Below are 15,489 nucleotides of genomic sequence, written 5' to 3' on the forward strand. Positions count from 1 at the left end.
GGCATTACCCTTTTTCTGCCAAGTTGCCCGCGCTTTCCAAGGTCACAATGTTTTCTTTGCTTTCGCCATCGACATCTGCGACAATCGCCCGGCCTTCATAAGCGCCTCCTTCAGCTTCAAACTCAAAATACATCGGTGTTTTTGAACTTACGGCATCAAAGATTAAATTTTGTTCTTCAACGCCATGAAATGTGGCGGTCCAATCATCGTTATCTTTTACTTCAATATTACCAACGCGGAAATTGAACACTTTTCCATCCGCTGTTCGTAAAGCGTCTACTTTCATTACTGAATCCTCCTTTTCTGCTTATGTGAGTGTTTTTCCCGGGAAAGCATGAACACAAACGATGGATTTTCTGTGTACAATGGTATAAAGTGAAATTTCTCACCTCTTGTGACAATATGCCGACATACGGACGGCGCCGTTGAACTGGACGATGAAGCCGTCACGAAAGCATGGCAGCCAAGAAGTTATGTTCCGGATTCCGAAGACACGGCGCTCACCACCTGGATAAAGAGATGGAGGGTAGAAAAGATGCCTCGTCATTCAAGCGTTATTTTGCATGGAATGAAACTAGTCACGGACGGTGACGTATGGACAAATGGATATATTTTTTTGCAAAATGAAACGATCATTGCTGTCGGGAAAGATTTAAAAGACGACGATTTTTCCGGAATCCCGAGACGGGCATACAAAGAGAACATGGTTGCGTTCCCCGGGTTTATTGATATTCACACCCATGGCGGATACGGGGTCGATGTGATGGACGGGAAGCAAGAAGTGTTTGAAACGTTAGGGGCTTCTTTACCGTCTGAAGGTACGACTGCGTATTTGGCGACGACAATTACGCAAGAGAAAGAAAACATCACGCGTGCGCTGCAGACAGGAGCTGCTTATTACCGCCGGCAAAGGGAAGCAGGCGTTGCTGAATTATTGGGCTTTCATTTGGAAGGACCTTTTATCAACGCCAAGAAAAAAGGTGCGCAACCGGAGGAGCATATTAAAAGTGATGCCCTTGATTTGTATAAGGCTTTCCAACAAGAAGCGGATGGCACCATCCGAGTCGTCACCTACGCACCGGAAACGTTGGGAGGGCTAGATTTAACGGCCTACATAAGTGAAACAGGCGCGATCCCTTCCATCGGCCATTCGGATGCAACGTACGAGGAAATGAAGACAGCGGTGGCAGCCGGTGCGAAGCACATCACGCATCTTTACAACGGGATGCGCGGCTTTCATCATCGTGAACCCGGGGTTGTCGGTGCGGCTTATACGATCGATGAGCTCAAAAGTGAAATCATTGTGGATGGGTTGCACAGCTCACCGCCTGCTGTGGCAACGGCCTATCGGACAGGCGGGTTCCGTAATCTTTTTCTGATTACCGATAGCATGAGAGCAAAAGGGCTTCAAGACGGTACGTTTGATTTGGGCGGCCAAGATGTAACCGTTCAGGGTGAGAAGGCCATCCTCGCGGACGGCACGCTTGCCGGGAGCATTATAACGATGGACAGGTGCTTGCGTAATATGCGTGCGTATACGGATGCCACTTTGCCTGAGCTTGCGGCGATGACTGCCGGCAATCAGGCAAAGGCGCTAGGGATTGATGATCGCAAAGGTTCGATTGTCCCGCATAAAGACGCAGATATCGTGCTGCTTAACGAACATTTGGATGTGGAAGAAACGTGGTGTTGCGGCCAGTTAGCGTATCAAAGCGAGGAGCGATAGGATGGATATGCATATCTGCAAAAATTATGAGGACCTCAGCACAAAAGCTTGTGCGCATGTGGTCGGACAGATTGCAGGAAAAGAAAACAGTGTATTGGGATTGGCAACGGGTGGTACGCCCGAAGGGATGTACAAAAATCTGGCCGAGCAGCATGAAAAGGGAGAGCTTTCTTTTCAGCACGTAACCACGTTCAATCTGGATGAATACATCGGTTTGCCCACGTACCACCCCTTAAGCTATCGCGCTTATATGAAAGCTCATCTATTCTCAAAGGTTGATCTTTCAGCAGTGAATACACATTTGCCCGATGGACAAGCGGCTGATCTAACGGCAGAATGTGCGCGTTATGAGGCATTGCTTCGCGACGCGGGCGGCGTAGACTTGCAAGTGTTGGGGCTGGGGCATAACGGCCACATCGGCTTCAACGAACCGGGCACGCCCTTTTCCTCCACCACGCACATCGTCGAACTTGATGAAAAAACGAGAGAGGCAAATGCCCGCTACTTTGAAAAAAAAAGCGATGTCCCCAGAAAAGCAATAACCATGGGCATCGAAACGATTTTAGCAGCCCGCGAAATACTGGTTCTTATCTCGGGTGCAGATAAGGCCGAAGCGCTGAGAGAGATGCTGTACCGGGAGATAACGAATGAATTTCCTGCCACCGCTTTGCAGCAGCATCCGAATGTCACCATCCTTGCCGATGAACAAGCGGCAAAGGAATTACCCGGCCAATGAGCGATAAATGAAGATGGCCTCGGCGTCGGTCCGTTGCATAGGCAGAGGCGTATTTTCATAGGCATGTGTGACAGCTAAGCAATCCTAATCAGGAAGAATGTGTTATTGTCCTCCAAACCGAGGGCAAAGCCGTCACATCCTTTGAGAACCGTATATTTATCAGCCGTTCCGATGTCCGGAAAGGCTTCCGGCTTCCGAGCTATGATCTCAAGAAAAAAATTTTGTGTCTTCACGGTAAACGATTTATGATATGATATAAAATGATTGACTTGTAAAGTTTATCCCGGAGGTAAACATCCATTATTCCAGAGTTCAGACGTCGGAAGCCGGAAATCAGAAGATCATTCTTTTTCCGACCTCTGGCTTCTGAAAACTGACCTCCGGAAAAGCGGGCGACTAACACCCCGATTTGTTCAACTAACCATCAGTGGGGGATGAACACCCCCTATGATAGAAGTTTCACTCTATGAGAATGGGGCGTATAAACGTGTTTACAGATATAAATGGGGGGCAAATCCATTACCGTTGCTCGGGAGAGGGGAAAGATGTGATCCTCTTGCATGGATGGGGAGCGAACATTGATACGCTTGCGCCGATTCACCGTCATCTCGAACCGAACTTCAGGGTATGGTCCATTGATTTTCCCGGGTGCGGGAAGAGCCCTGAACCAAAAGAACCGTGGAGTATCGACGATTATACAAGCATGTTGGAACAATTTATAAAAAACCATGATATTCAATGCCCGATCTTGATTGGTCATTCACACGGAGGCAGGGTGTCGATTCGTTATGCCGCTGGTCGAGACGTACATAAGATTATTTTAGTAGATAGCGCAGGCATTAAACCGAAGCGTAAGTTAAAAAATCAAGTGAAAGTATATACGTATAAAACGAGTAAGGCATTATTAAACCTACCAGGCCTAAAATCACACAAAGAAAAGATACTTACGCGTGTGAAAAAGAAATTGGGATCCACCGATTATCAAAATGCATCCGGTGTGATGCAACAAACGCTCGTAAAAGTTGTGAATGAAGATTTGCGCCATTACATGCCGAAAATTTCTGTGCCGACGCTACTCGTTTGGGGAGAGCATGACGATGCAACGCCTGTCTCCGATGCTAAAATAATGGAAGAAATGATCCCCGATGCCGGTCTTGTCGTCCTTAAAGGCGCAGGTCACTATGCTTATCTCGATAACCTACAGGAATTTTTGGTCATCCTCAATCATTTTCTTGATAAAGACAAGGAGGCCCGTACGTCGCATGAGTAACCTATTGATTCTTTTACTTATTGCCGCTTGGGCTTGGTATACGATCATCCGTGTGAAAAAGAACGTGCACATGCTCCAACTCAATGCGTACCGAACGGAACGCTATTTCCACTGGATGAAAGAGCATCCGGAAAAAGCGATGTATCCGCGTGACGTGTGGCCGGCGCTTGCGCTCGTTTTCTTACTGCCGCTTTGGGGGCTCTCGGTTACATGGAGCTTTTCGCTCGCGGCATTGTGGGCGATCGCAGCCTATGGTCTGCTCATCGTAACGCGACCGAAAACCGCTGAGAAAAAGAAGCTTGTTTATACACCGCGAGTAAAAAGGCTGTTGGTGGCAACGGCCATCCTTTATGTGCTCATCCTCGTGGTGGCATGGTTGATCGTTAATGTTTTCGTCGCCTTCTTACTCTTGCTGGTTGCGGCTAACGTTCTTACTTTTTTTATCGTCATGTTTGCGAATATCATCAATTTGCCGGTCGAATCGCAAATTAGTCAGCGTTATTTTAATGATGCCGAAAGCATCGTGGAATCGATGCCTGAGCTTGAAGTGGTCGGCATCACGGGAAGTTTTGGAAAAACGAGCACAAAGCATATTTTGAAGGCCGTATTGGCAGCTGAGTACAACGTTCTCATGACCCCGGAAAGTTACAATACAAAAATGGGGGTAACAAGAACGATTCGAGAACAATTGAAGCCGTATCACGATCTGTTTATTGCCGAAATGGGCGCGAAACAAGAGAATGATATTGCAGAGATCTGTGAACTCGTCCATCAAAAATACGGCGTACTCACCGCGATCGGAGAGCAGCATTTAGAAACGTTTAAAACCCTTGAAAACATTAAAAAAACGAAATTTGAACTCGTGGAAACACTGCCGGAAGATGGAACGGCTTTTCTCAATAAAGACGATGAAAACATCCGCGCGTATCCGCAAATGAATAATTGCCGCACGATGTATTACGGGATCGATGCCGATGACCTTCATTACCGTGCTACGGAAATCGCGTATTCGGCAAAGGGCACCACATTTAAGGTGCTAAAATATGACGGATCGAGCGTAATGATTGAAACGAAATTATTGGGCAGGCATAACATCTATAATATTCTCGCAGCGGTGGCGATTGGATCGGAAAAGAACATTTCGCTTGAAAAAATCGCCCGCGCCATTAAAGGGGTTCCACCGGTTCCTCATCGTCTCGAACTGAAAAAATCGAGCGCAACGCTCACTATCATCGATGACAGTTTTAATTCCAATCCTACCGGTTCGAAGATGGCCGTCGAAGTGCTGGGATCGATGCCGGAGAAAAAAGTGCTCGTCACGCCCGGGATGATTGAATTAGGCGAGAAAGAATATGAACTCAATAAAACACTCGCGCACCATGCAGCTGTGGTTTGTGATTTTATTATTCTCGTTGGCAAAAAACAAACCGAACCGCTTCAGGACGGGTTAACGGAAGCCGAATATCCGCAGGCTCGCTTCTATGTGGCTGCAGATTTGCAAGATGCGTTGCAAAAAATGCGCGAAGTGACGGCAACGGAACCTTCCGTCGTGCTACTGGAAAACGATTTGCCGGATACGTTCAATGAATAGTAGGGGGAACAACAAACATGAAAACAAAAGTAGGTGTTTTTTTCGGAGGAATATCCGTTGAGCATGAGGTTTCCGTAATTTCAGGTTTGCAGGCGATCGATGCCATGGATAACCGTCGCTATGAGCCGGTCCCCATTTATATGGCGAAAGATCGCACTTGGTATACAGGGGAAAAATTGTTGGACATTGAAGCCTATAAAGACTTGGATGGTTTGTTAAAAGAAGCGCATCCCGTAACCCCTGTGGCTGCTGAAAACGGCGGCGTTATTTTGCAAAAAAATCCGGTGCCCAAGTTTGGAAAAAGAGAGGTCGCCCATATTGATGTTGCTTTCCCCGTGTTGCACGGAACGTTTGGCGAAGATGGGGCGTTGCAAGGATTCTTTGAGCTGTTGAATATTCCGTATGCCGGTTGCGATGTCGCTTCTTCCGCGGCCGGGATGGATAAAATCATGATGAAGCAAATGCTTCGGGACCAGGACGTGCCGGTGTTGCCGGATGTTTGGTTTTATCAGCATCAGTGGGAGGAAGACCAAACGACGCTACAGAAAAAAATTGAGGATAAACTCGGGTACCCGGTCATCGTCAAACCGTCAAACCTCGGGTCAAGTGTAGGCATTGACATTGCCCACGATTCTGTTTCACTGGAAACGGTGGTGGAGGAGGCATTTTCCTTTGCCTCCAAACTCGTCGTTGAGCCCTTGATTTCTAACTTAACCGAAGTCAATTGCTCGGTGCTCGGCGATTCTGAAGAGACAGAGACTTCCGAGCTGGAAGAAGTATTAAAGACCGAAGAGATTTTAAGTTATGCCGATAAGTATCAAGGTGGTACCGGCGGAAAAGGAGATACATCGGGGTCGAAAGGGCCCGGGGGAATGGAGAATACGGATCGTGTCATTCCCGCTCCGATCGATGGGGAACTCTCTACGGAGATTCATCGCTTGGCAAAGGAAACGTTCCGTGCTCTCGGCTGTAGCGGCGTTTCCCGCATTGACTTCATGATTGACAAAAACGAAAATCAAGTGTATGTCAATGAGATCAACACGATCCCGGGGTCGCTTTCCTTTTATTTATGGGAACCGGCAGGCAAAGATTTCACCACGCTTATCCACGAGATGATTCAATTGGCGTTGAAGCGTGAACGAAACCGCGAGCGCTTAACATTCTCCATCGACACCAACCTTTTCGCCATGCAAGGTGGCGGAAAAGGTGGAAAACAAGGGAGTAAAAGATAAAAAGGAGAGGCTGCCCGCCATGTGCGCAAGGGCAGTCTCTTCTTTTTTTCCGGCTTAAAACAAACTGATGATAAAACCGATCACCACAATTAAACCGATAATCATTAAAATGGTTCGTATCATGATCAACACCGGTCCTTTCTAAGGGATTTGCTTAGTTACATCCTTCAAACCTATTTACAAAACATTATGCGACAAAAACGAAACGAAGGTGGGGGATATTCCTGGAAGGTTAATTCTCTCCTAGCATGAGAAGATAAAACCAATGGTTCAAAGGGATGATCTGGAGGCAACTGGGTCTTCAGGAAGGCGATCTGAGGACTCAAAAGGATGATCTGGAGGCAACTGAGTCCACAGGAAGGCGATCTGCGGACTCAAAAGGATGATCTGGAGGCAACTGAGTCCACAGGAAGGCGATCTGCGGACTCGAAAGGATACTCTGGAGGCAATTGAGTCTTCAGGAAGGCGATCTGCGGACTCAAAAGGGTGATCTGGAGGCAACTGAGTCCACAGGAAGGCGATCTGCGGACTCGAAAGGATGATCTGGAGGCAATTGAGTCCACAGGAAGGCGATCTGCGGACTCGAAAGGATGATCTGGAGGCAACTGAGTCCACAGGAAGGCGATCTGCGGACTCGAAAGGATGATCTGGAGGCAACTGAGTCCACAGGAAGGCGATCTGCGGACTCAAAAGGATGATCTGGAGGCAACTGAGTCTTCAGGAAGGCGATCTGCGGACTCAAAAGGGTGATCTGGAGGAAACTGAGTCTTCAGGAAGGCGATCTGCGGACTCAAAAGGGTGATCTGGAGGAAACTGAGTCTTCAGGAAGGCGATCTGCGGACTCAAAAGGATACTCTGGAGCCTAACTGGGTCCTCAAGCTCGTGTTTTGTGGGCTAATTTCCCGAACGCCAAATTAATCCGCAAATGTAAAAAACACGGTACGGTTTGACATCCTTTCATCTCTAATGGGGTGTCGCGAAGCGTCATGTTTGTTTTGGGAGCGTAAGAAATACGGTCTTAAAAAAGCTCGTCGTGCATCACAATTCTCAAAACGTTAATATCGTGTTATATCAATGTTTATGGCACTTCTCATTTATTTGGGGAGTGTGCTTTTTATTTGATTTAGGTACGAAAAAGGGTACGCCCATTTTCTGCATAATCATTAACCTTCTTACTTTGAACTGCTTGTAGTCGTTGCTCAAACTTCTGGTATGTTGACAGGTCAACTACATTTGGCGTATTTACATAGCCATGAGTTGTTTTTGTATCAGAATGAGTTAATGCACGCGAAATTTCTTCCATGGAAGCTCCGCCCTCATAAGCCAAGGTACTAAACGTATGTCTTAATTTAATGCTTTTTGGAGCAACAGCTTTTTTAGCCCCAATATTTTACTTCATTGGTTGGACAATTGTTTTACCGCTTGTTGCCCCGATAGCTTTGGCAATTTCATATTTGGGGAAGAGGAAGGAAAGTACCACTTGATTCGTTTTTCATTTAATACTAAGTATGAATTAAGTTCTTTAGTTAGGGACTGCTGAATAACGGAAAAAGACTGGCACATAAGCATTTTCCGTTGATGTTGTCAAAACTGGATGCAAGAAAATCTATCCTAAAAGCAGAAAACCCTTGCACGTCTGGCAACACACGGAGGGACGGTGCTGCAATGGCGAGACTCCAGCGGAAAAACGGACGCGTCAAGACCCCGAAGCGCCGGTTTTGCGCGAGGAGGCTTGACCGTTCGTCCGCGGAAAGCGAAGCCATGGAAGCGGCATCCCGGCTCCAACTAATATATGTAAGTTGTTCAGCAATCCCTAGTTAGGTTTATATTTATCACAAAAATACCAAGTTATCATAAAAATGACTTGGTATTTTTGTGAGCAAGTTATTTGTAATGATGTAAATGAATTTGGATGCCCTAGGCCAAAAAGAAGGCATCTTCATCTATTTTTCTCACCCTTTTGCATCGAACGAGCGTGGCTCCAATGAGCGCCAAAACGGGATAATACGACGATTTATCAGGAAAGGTGAAGCGATCCATTCGTACACGGACGAAAAGCTGCACGAGTTAGAAGCATGGATGAACGGGCTTCCACGAAAAATCTTAGGCTATGAAACACCTGATGATAGTTTTGCGCGAGCTTTATCCGGTGCGGGCTAGCCCGAACATGACTGGTTTAAAGCCCTTTTTTTACCGCTTATGAGCTAATTGTGCTGTTCCAAAATCCTTGCCACGTAACGGCTAAGGGTAAGGAGAAAATAAACTTTCCCCGTGCCTGTGCTGCTCGGCAGTGGTACCCGTTTGCTCGATCAATTAGGAGATGATTCTGTTCGGTTGGAAAGGACAAGGGTGATAGCGTCTCCTGATGTTACACATCTTACTTTCCGTATCATTAAGTAACGTCAGTATGTCTAGATGCCACATCTAAAAAAAATCACCATTTCCCACTTGCATTTTATCAGCGTGGATCATATAATATAACTTGTCAGCTTACAGTGCTAAGCGGTTGTGGCCCGTTGGTCAAGGGGTTAAGACACCGCCCTTTCACGGCGGTAACGCGGGTTCGAATCCCGCACGGGTCACCATTTATGTTTTGCAAATTGACCACTGAAGCTTTATACTGGAGGAGTAGCGAAGTTGGCCAAACGCGGCGGACTGTAAATCCGCTCTCTCTGAGTTCGGCGGTTCGAATCCGTCCTCCTCCACCATTTTTAAATATGCGGGAGTAGTTCAGTGGTAGAACACCACCTTGCCAAGGTGGGGGTCGCGGGTTCGAATCCCGTCTCCCGCTCCAAAAGCACATATTTTTGCGGGTGTAGTTTAGTGGTAAAACCTCAGCCTTCCAAGCTGATGATGTGGGTTCGATTCCCATCACCCGCTCCATACTAAGATAAGATAATGGCAAAACGTGTGGTTTTGCTTTTTTTAATGCATTTTTTAATCTTTTTCATCGACTGTTTTCCATGGTTTTTTTGTAACAATTCCCGTTCACTAACGACATATATGATGGATGTTTATATAGATGGACGGATATGGGACCTGAGATAAAGGTATAATGGAAAATGAAGCAGTTTTTTGATCACACATACCAAATTCAACCTGAATGCCTTCAGCTATGTTATAATGGAAAAGCTAACCTCTCGAGGTTTCTCGGTTTTAATTCCTATTGGGAGGACACGTAATGTTTGGCGAGGAGTTCATCACGTGGCTAACAAGAATCGTAGATATTTTGTTAGTGACGTTTGTCGTATATAAATTGATAACGATTGTGCGCGGGACGAGGGCAGTGCAATTGATTAAAGGGATTACGGTTATTTTGGCTGCCTGGTTTTTGAGCAGTCTTTTTGCCTTGCAGACGATGCAGTTTCTTATGAATCTCGTGGTTACATATGGCGTTTTGGCGATTATCATTATTTTTCAACCGGAGTTGAGGCGCGCACTTGAACAATTGGGGCGAGGCCGACTTTTCGGACGAGGACCGACACCTGAGGAAAAGAACTCCGTAAACACGATTGAAGCGTTATCGAAATCGCTTCAGTATATGGCCAAAAGAAGAATCGGCGCGCTGATTTCCATTGAAAATGAAACGGGGATGGATGATTATATCGAAACGGGAACGCCGGTAAGAGCGCAAATTTCTTCCGAATTGCTTATTAATATTTTCATTCCAAATGCGCCGCTTCATGACGGTGCTGTTATTATCCAAAACAATGTGCTAAGTGCTGCCGCTTGTTATTTGCCGCTTTCGGAAAATCCGTTTATCTCCAAAGAATTGGGTACGCGCCATCGCGCTGCCATCGGAGTGAGCGAAGTGACAGATGCGCTTACCATCATCGTATCCGAAGAGACAGGAGATATATCGGTGACGAAAAATAGCGAGATCCATCGTGATATTGACGATGAGCGGCTTCGCAGGATGCTGGAAAACGAGTTATTAAAAAATGTGAAAACACAATCCCGTTGGCAGTGGGGAGGACGTAAAAATGGATAAGCTCTTCAATAACCGGTGGTTTTTACGTTTCTTTTCCTTAGTAATCGCGACGATGCTTTTTTTGATGGTGAATATGGATGACATGGGTAGTCAACCGGGTGTTTTCCCGGTAACGAACTCCGAACAGCTAACCGTAGAAGATGTGGAATTGGGAGTATATTATGATGATGAGCAATATGCGATTGTTGAAATGGAAGATACAGTAGATATCCAGTTGTCAGGGACCCAAAGCGCGTTGAACCTTTTTCAAGTAACGAGTCCAAATTATGAAGTGTATGTGGACCTTGAAGATCTAGGTCCCGGCGTACACAATGTCAATGTTGAACACCGTGATTTTCCTGCCGGGGTTGATGTATCCACGGAACCGGAATCGGTACAGGTGACGTTGGAAGAACGGGAAATGACTACGTTGCCGGTAGAAATTGAATTCATGAATGAAAATGAATTGCCGGAAGGTTATACGCTCGGAGAACCTGAAGTAACTCCAGAAGAAGTAGAGGTGCAAGGAGCTTCCTCCCAATTGCAAGACATCGATTCATTGCAAGCGTATATTGATGTCGGAGGCGCAGAAGAAACGATCTATGAAACGGTGGAGGTAACGGTATACGGCCCTTACGGAGAGGTGTTGGATTTTGCCGTCGATCCAAATACGGTTGATGCCGTTGTCCCCATTACTCCCCCTTCGGAAGAAGTTCCACTGGAAGTGGAGACTGAAGGCACCCTTGACGAAGATGTGGAACTCGTTGATCTTTCCGTGGAGCCGGAGACTGCCACCATCTACGGGGATTTGGATATCATTAATGATATCTCCGCCGTTGAAGCAGGACCAATTGATTTAAGCGGGATTACGGAAAGCGAGACTATGGAGATGGATATTGACATGCCAGACGAGGTTAGATACATCCAACCTGAGACAGCTAACGTACAGGTGATCGTTGAAGACGCTGAAGTTGATGAAGCAGATGAAAATGAAGACGAAAACAACGAAGAAGAAACGGAAGAGCAAGACACCCAGACGTTGGACCTGCCATTACAGATGGACAATGTACCTGAAGAGGTTCAAGTAACGGACACAGAGGAAGAACTCCTCAATGTTACAGTCGAGGGTGATGAAGAGGAACTTGATGATTTAAGTGAAGAGGATGTTCGCCTCTATATCGATTTTGACGAACTGGATGATGAGAATCTGGATGAAGGCGATGAAGCGTCGTATGAAATGCAGCTGGAAGTCGAAGGGCCAAGCAACTTTATGTATGAGCCGGAGATGGAAAGTGTGGAAGTGGAAATAACAAATCCCGAAGATAGTGAATAGCCTAAATCAGAGCAATGGCAGTCCGGACTTTCAGTCTGTTAACAGGATTTTTGAACAACCTCTATTGAAAAGGTAGCCAGAAGGAGCGATACGATTATGGGTAAGTACTTTGGTACTGATGGAGTAAGAGGTGTAGCAAATACCGAACTTACGCCCGAGCTTGCATTTAAGCTCGGGCGTGCAGGTGGTTATGTATTGGCGAACGGCCATAGGTCCCCAAAAGTTGTGATCGGCCGTGATACTCGGATTTCCGGAGGAATGTTGGAGGGCGCCCTTATTGCAGGCCTTCTTTCCATCGGAGCAGAAGTCATGCGTTTAGGCGTCATTACTACCCCCGGTGTTTCTTATCTTACAAAAGCAATCAGTGCTGACGCCGGTATCATGATTTCGGCTTCGCATAACCCCATGGAGGATAATGGGATCAAGTTTTTCGGAGCCGACGGATTTAAACTGTCCAGTACCCAAGAAGCAGAGACAGAGGCATTAATTGACCGGGAAACGGATATTCCTCGTCCGACAGGCGCTGAACTGGGAAGTGTCAGTGACTACTATGAAGGGGTGCAGAAATATATTCAGTTTTTAAAGCAAACGGTTGACGAAGATTTTATGGATTTGCATGTTGCCCTTGATTGTGCACATGGGGCAGCCTCTTCGGTAGCGCCGAGATTGTTCGCGGATCTGGATGCCGAAATCTCAACGATGGGAAACAACCCTGACGGCACAAACATTAATGTAGACGTCGGCTCCACGAAGCCGGAGCAACTCGTCAACCTCGTCAAAGAGAAAAAAGCAGACATTGGTTTGGCTTTCGATGGCGATGCGGATCGACTCATTGCTGTTGATGAAAAAGGAAATATCGTTGATGGAGATAAAATTCTTTACATTTGCGGCCGTTTCATGAAAGAAGAAGGACTGCTGGCCCATCATACGGTTGTGACCACAGTCATGAGCAACCTGGGGTTATACAAAGCCTTTAAAGATATGGACATTGTCGCAAAAAAGACCGCAGTAGGCGACAAGTACGTCATGGAGGAAATGCGCCGGGGAGGTTACAGTCTAGGCGGCGAGCAATCGGGCCATATTATATTTCTCGATTATGTCAAAACAGGCGATGGTCTGTTAACAGCTTTGCAACTCGTGAATATTATGAAAGTAAAAGATAAAACCTTATCGGAACTCGCTGCAAATGTTGAGAAATACCCGCAACGCTTGGAAAATGTTCGAGTGATAGATAAAGATGCAGTCGAAGAAAATGAAGCCGTGCAAGCAGTGATTGCCGATGTGGAGAAACGCATGGCGGGCAATGGACGGGTACTCGTACGCCCCTCCGGCACCGAAGCCCTCGTGCGTGTCATGGTTGAGGCAGAGACCGAAACGCTTTGCCAAGATTATGTGGAGGAGATCACTGCTGTCATTTGGGAGCAGTTAGGCAGTCATCTGTAAGGGCTGCCAACGTATGGCTTTCTTTTGACGAATGTTTGGTACATGTAGTAAGCTGACGTTGGTTTTATGATTGGAAAAGAAAGGGGGATCGAAGGAGCAAAAATATTGAATGGATACATCCATTCAACAAGCGCCCGGACTGTTTTTGGACGGAATTAAAAACAGTTGACGAGGAGGAGGTTCATCGAAACATCGGCGGATACCTCCCGGTTTTCGCGGCACAACCGTAAGCTTGAGCCCAAAACGAGGGGGCGACTCCTGGCACAAAGGCGAAAGCAGTGACCGCAACAACATGAAGAGCGGGGCAAGGAATGGCCTGCCCCGGCTTGGCATGCCTTGTCTCGCGTAAACGGAGGCATCAGGTAATGTGTGGAATTGTAGGATATATCGGGACAGAAAGTGTAAAGGATATTTTGTTAAAAGGCCTTCAGAAACTTGAGTACCGCGGGTATGATTCGGCAGGTCTTGCCATCGTGGATGAACAACGGGAAGACGTACAGCTCGTTAAGGAAAAAGGGCGAATTGCGACGTTACGGAAAGAAGTGGAGAAAACCAATCCCGAGGGAACATGCGGAATCGGACATACGCGTTGGGCGACTCACGGCGTACCGAGTGCTCGAAATGCCCACCCCCATCAGAGTGCAAGTAGACGTTTTACGCTCGTTCACAATGGAGTGATTGAAAACTACGAAAGCCTCAAAGAAGAATATCTCTATGATGTTGACCTAAGAAGCGATACGGATACGGAAGTCATTATACAGATCATTGAGCGTTTTGTATTCGATGGCCTAGCGGTAAATGATGCTTTTCGGAATACATTATCGCTTTTAAAAGGTTCCTATGCCCTCGCCCTTCTTGACGAGGAAGCCGATGACCGCATCTATGTAGGGAAAAATAAAAGCCCCCTGCTTGTCGGAACGGCTGATGATGCTAATGTTGTCGCATCTGACTCCATGGCGATGCTTCATATTACGAAAACATTTGTCGAACTCATGGATGAGGAAATCGTCACCGTCACTCGCCAAGGGATTCGGATTCAAGACTTGGACGGCAATGATGTACAAAGGGGAGCGTTTACCGCCGAGCTTGATGAAAGTGACACGGAAAAGGGAACGTATGCCCACTATATGCTCAAAGAAATTGATGAGCAGCCGCTCGTCATCCGTAATATTTTAAAAAAATATCAAGATGAGACCAATGAGATCAAACTCTCGGACGACATTCGCTCCACGTTTTATGGTTCCGACCGTGTGTATATTATCGCGGCAGGAACGAGTTATCACGCCGGGCTCGTAGGGAAGGAAATGATGGAAAAAGTCATCGGGAAACCGGTGGAAGTGCATATTGCAAGTGAATTTTTGTATAACCAACCTTTACTGTCCCGAAACCCGCTCTTTATTTTCATATCGCAAAGCGGCGAAACAGCGGATTGCCGCGGTGTTCTCGTGAACGTAAAAGAAGCGGGGCACCCATCACTCACGATTACAAACGTTCCGGGATCCACGCTTTCACGTGAAGCTGACTACACGTTGCACACGTATGCAGGACCGGAGATCGCGGTCGCTTCCACAAAAGCATATACAGCACAGATAGCGGTGCTGGCGATTCTCGCCATGGACGGCGCACATGCCGCCGGAGTCGATACCGATTTCGATGCGCTCCATGAACTCAGCATTGCCGCCAATGCGATGGAAACGCTCTGCGATTCGAAAGATGATATGGAACAAATCGCCCGCGACTATTTGTTTGATACGCGCAACGCCTTTTTCATCGGTCGTTCTTTCGATTATCATGTCGTTAAGGAAGGCGCGTTAAAATTGAAGGAAATTTCCTATATTCAAGCGGAAGGCTTCGCCGGCGGGGAGCTGAAACACGGCACGATCGCGCTGATCGAAGATGGAACGCCTGTCTTTGCGCTCTCAACGCAAGAAAATGTAGATTTGAACATTCGTGGCAATTTGCAGGAAGTTGTCGCCCGTGGGGCCAACGCCTGCGTGGTGAGTATGGAAGGCTGCCATCGGGCAGAGGATCAAGTCGTGATCCCACGCGTTCACCCATACTTGACAGCACTCGTCGCTGTGGTGCCACTGCAGTTGATTTCTTACTATGCCGCATTGCATCGCGGATGTGACGTTGATAAGCCGAGGAATTTGGCAAAAAGTGTCACGGTGGAGTAGGGCAAGTGGAG

Annotated in this window: 13 protein-coding genes and 4 tRNA genes; 15 read left to right on the plus strand and 2 right to left on the minus strand. The window is 46.9% G+C overall.

Translation table 11 applies throughout. From position 1 onward, the window contains the following. Positions 1-4: 4 nt before the first annotated feature. Entirely contained in the window at positions 5-286 is a 282-nt protein-coding gene (locus tag HUG20_RS03085; RefSeq protein ID WP_200087963.1) for a hypothetical protein, read from the minus strand. Positions 287-535: 249 nt separating this feature from the next. Between HUG20_RS03085 and nagA the strand changes: the two genes are divergently transcribed. From nagA to HUG20_RS03110, 5 genes are all read left to right on the plus strand, one after another. Next, a complete protein-coding gene (nagA, locus tag HUG20_RS03090) occupies positions 536-1,726 on the plus strand; it encodes an N-acetylglucosamine-6-phosphate deacetylase (protein ID WP_200087971.1) in 1,191 nt (396 codons plus the stop codon). 1 nt (position 1,727) lies between these two features. After that, on the plus strand, positions 1,728-2,462 hold the full coding sequence (gene nagB, locus HUG20_RS03095; RefSeq protein WP_200087973.1) for a glucosamine-6-phosphate deaminase: 735 nt from the start codon (positions 1,728-1,730) through the stop codon (positions 2,460-2,462). A gap of 466 nt (positions 2,463-2,928) precedes the next feature. Further along, entirely contained in the window at positions 2,929-3,732 is an 804-nt protein-coding gene (locus HUG20_RS03100; RefSeq protein WP_246476515.1) for an alpha/beta fold hydrolase, read from the plus strand. Further along, entirely contained in the window at positions 3,725-5,323 is a 1,599-nt protein-coding gene (locus HUG20_RS03105; RefSeq protein WP_200087975.1) for a UDP-N-acetylmuramoyl-tripeptide--D-alanyl-D-alanine ligase, read from the plus strand. The genes HUG20_RS03100 and HUG20_RS03105 overlap by 8 nt, the downstream gene beginning before the upstream one ends. Before the next feature lie 17 nt (positions 5,324-5,340). After that, positions 5,341-6,555: a D-alanine--D-alanine ligase family protein gene (locus HUG20_RS03110; protein ID WP_200087977.1), complete on the plus strand. Its 1,215-nt coding sequence runs from the start codon at positions 5,341-5,343 to the stop codon at positions 6,553-6,555. A gap of 1,123 nt (positions 6,556-7,678) precedes the next feature. On the opposite strand, the gene HUG20_RS03120 is transcribed toward HUG20_RS03110, so the two are convergent. Next, positions 7,679-7,858, minus strand: coding sequence for a hypothetical protein (locus HUG20_RS03120; RefSeq protein ID WP_200087980.1), 180 nt, complete (start codon positions 7,856-7,858; stop codon positions 7,679-7,681). A 354-nt stretch (positions 7,859-8,212) separates the two neighbouring features. Between HUG20_RS03120 and HUG20_RS19340 the strand changes: the two genes are divergently transcribed. The 10 genes from HUG20_RS19340 to glmS all read left to right on the plus strand — a co-directional run bounded on the left by HUG20_RS19340 (position 8,213) and on the right by glmS (position 15,478). After that, positions 8,213-8,344, plus strand: coding sequence for a hypothetical protein (locus tag HUG20_RS19340; RefSeq protein WP_281392500.1), 132 nt, complete (start codon positions 8,213-8,215; stop codon positions 8,342-8,344). A gap of 113 nt (positions 8,345-8,457) precedes the next feature. Continuing rightward, on the plus strand, positions 8,458-8,715 hold the full coding sequence (locus HUG20_RS03125; protein WP_200087982.1) for an IS30 family transposase: 258 nt from the start codon (positions 8,458-8,460) through the stop codon (positions 8,713-8,715). A 350-nt stretch (positions 8,716-9,065) separates the two neighbouring features. Continuing rightward, positions 9,066-9,140, plus strand: a tRNA-Glu gene (locus tag HUG20_RS03130). Between the two features lie 37 nt (positions 9,141-9,177). Beyond that, positions 9,178-9,263, plus strand: a tRNA-Tyr gene (locus tag HUG20_RS03135). 11 nt (positions 9,264-9,274) lie between these two features. Continuing rightward, positions 9,275-9,349: transfer RNA gene (locus HUG20_RS03140), tRNA-Gly, on the plus strand. A 15-nt stretch (positions 9,350-9,364) separates the two neighbouring features. Then, positions 9,365-9,438 (plus strand) — tRNA-Gly (locus HUG20_RS03145). 298 nt (positions 9,439-9,736) lie between these two features. After that, positions 9,737-10,546 (plus strand): diadenylate cyclase CdaA, encoded by an 810-nt coding sequence (gene cdaA, locus HUG20_RS03150; protein ID WP_200087984.1) that lies wholly within the window; start codon positions 9,737-9,739, stop codon positions 10,544-10,546. Next, the gene (locus HUG20_RS03155; RefSeq protein WP_200087986.1) at positions 10,539-11,858 is read left to right on the plus strand and encodes a CdaR family protein; all 1,320 of its coding nucleotides are present in this window, start codon (positions 10,539-10,541) and stop codon (positions 11,856-11,858) included. Before cdaA ends, HUG20_RS03155 begins: the two co-directional genes overlap by 8 nt. A gap of 96 nt (positions 11,859-11,954) precedes the next feature. Then, complete coding sequence (gene glmM, locus HUG20_RS03160) at positions 11,955-13,301, plus strand: phosphoglucosamine mutase (protein ID WP_200087988.1); 1,347 nt, start codon at positions 11,955-11,957, stop codon at positions 13,299-13,301. 365 nt (positions 13,302-13,666) lie between these two features. Beyond that, positions 13,667-15,478 (plus strand): glutamine--fructose-6-phosphate transaminase (isomerizing), encoded by a 1,812-nt coding sequence (gene glmS, locus HUG20_RS03165; protein WP_200087990.1) that lies wholly within the window; start codon positions 13,667-13,669, stop codon positions 15,476-15,478. Positions 15,479-15,489: the final 11 nt, after the last annotated feature.

This window comes from Salicibibacter cibi, assembly GCF_016495865.1.
In the GTDB taxonomy this organism is placed as follows: Bacteria; Bacillota; Bacilli; order Bacillales; family Marinococcaceae; genus Salicibibacter; species Salicibibacter cibi.

What these genes read in the sequence shown, in the direction of transcription:
- glmM (WP_200087988.1), top strand. Translation starts at nt 11,955, where the DNA reads ATGGGTAAGTACTTTGGTACTGATGGAGTAAGAGGTGTAGCAAATACC.
- HUG20_RS03105 (WP_200087975.1), top strand. Translation starts at nt 3,725, where the DNA reads ATGAGTAACCTATTGATTCTTTTACTTATTGCCGCTTGGGCTTGGTAT.
- HUG20_RS03085 (WP_200087963.1), bottom strand. Translation starts at nt 286, where the DNA reads ATGAAAGTAGACGCTTTACGAACAGCGGATGGAAAAGTGTTCAATTTC.
- HUG20_RS03125 (WP_200087982.1), top strand. Translation starts at nt 8,458, where the DNA reads ATGAATTTGGATGCCCTAGGCCAAAAAGAAGGCATCTTCATCTATTTT.
- HUG20_RS03155 (WP_200087986.1), top strand. Translation starts at nt 10,539, where the DNA reads ATGGATAAGCTCTTCAATAACCGGTGGTTTTTACGTTTCTTTTCCTTA.
- nagA (WP_200087971.1), top strand. Translation starts at nt 536, where the DNA reads ATGCCTCGTCATTCAAGCGTTATTTTGCATGGAATGAAACTAGTCACG.
- HUG20_RS03120 (WP_200087980.1), bottom strand. Translation starts at nt 7,858, where the DNA reads ATGGAAGAAATTTCGCGTGCATTAACTCATTCTGATACAAAAACAACT.
- nagB (WP_200087973.1), top strand. Translation starts at nt 1,728, where the DNA reads ATGGATATGCATATCTGCAAAAATTATGAGGACCTCAGCACAAAAGCT.
- HUG20_RS03100 (WP_246476515.1), top strand. Translation starts at nt 2,929, where the DNA reads ATGAGAATGGGGCGTATAAACGTGTTTACAGATATAAATGGGGGGCAA.
- glmS (WP_200087990.1), top strand. Translation starts at nt 13,667, where the DNA reads ATGTGTGGAATTGTAGGATATATCGGGACAGAAAGTGTAAAGGATATT.
- cdaA (WP_200087984.1), top strand. Translation starts at nt 9,737, where the DNA reads ATGTTTGGCGAGGAGTTCATCACGTGGCTAACAAGAATCGTAGATATT.
- HUG20_RS03110 (WP_200087977.1), top strand. Translation starts at nt 5,341, where the DNA reads ATGAAAACAAAAGTAGGTGTTTTTTTCGGAGGAATATCCGTTGAGCAT.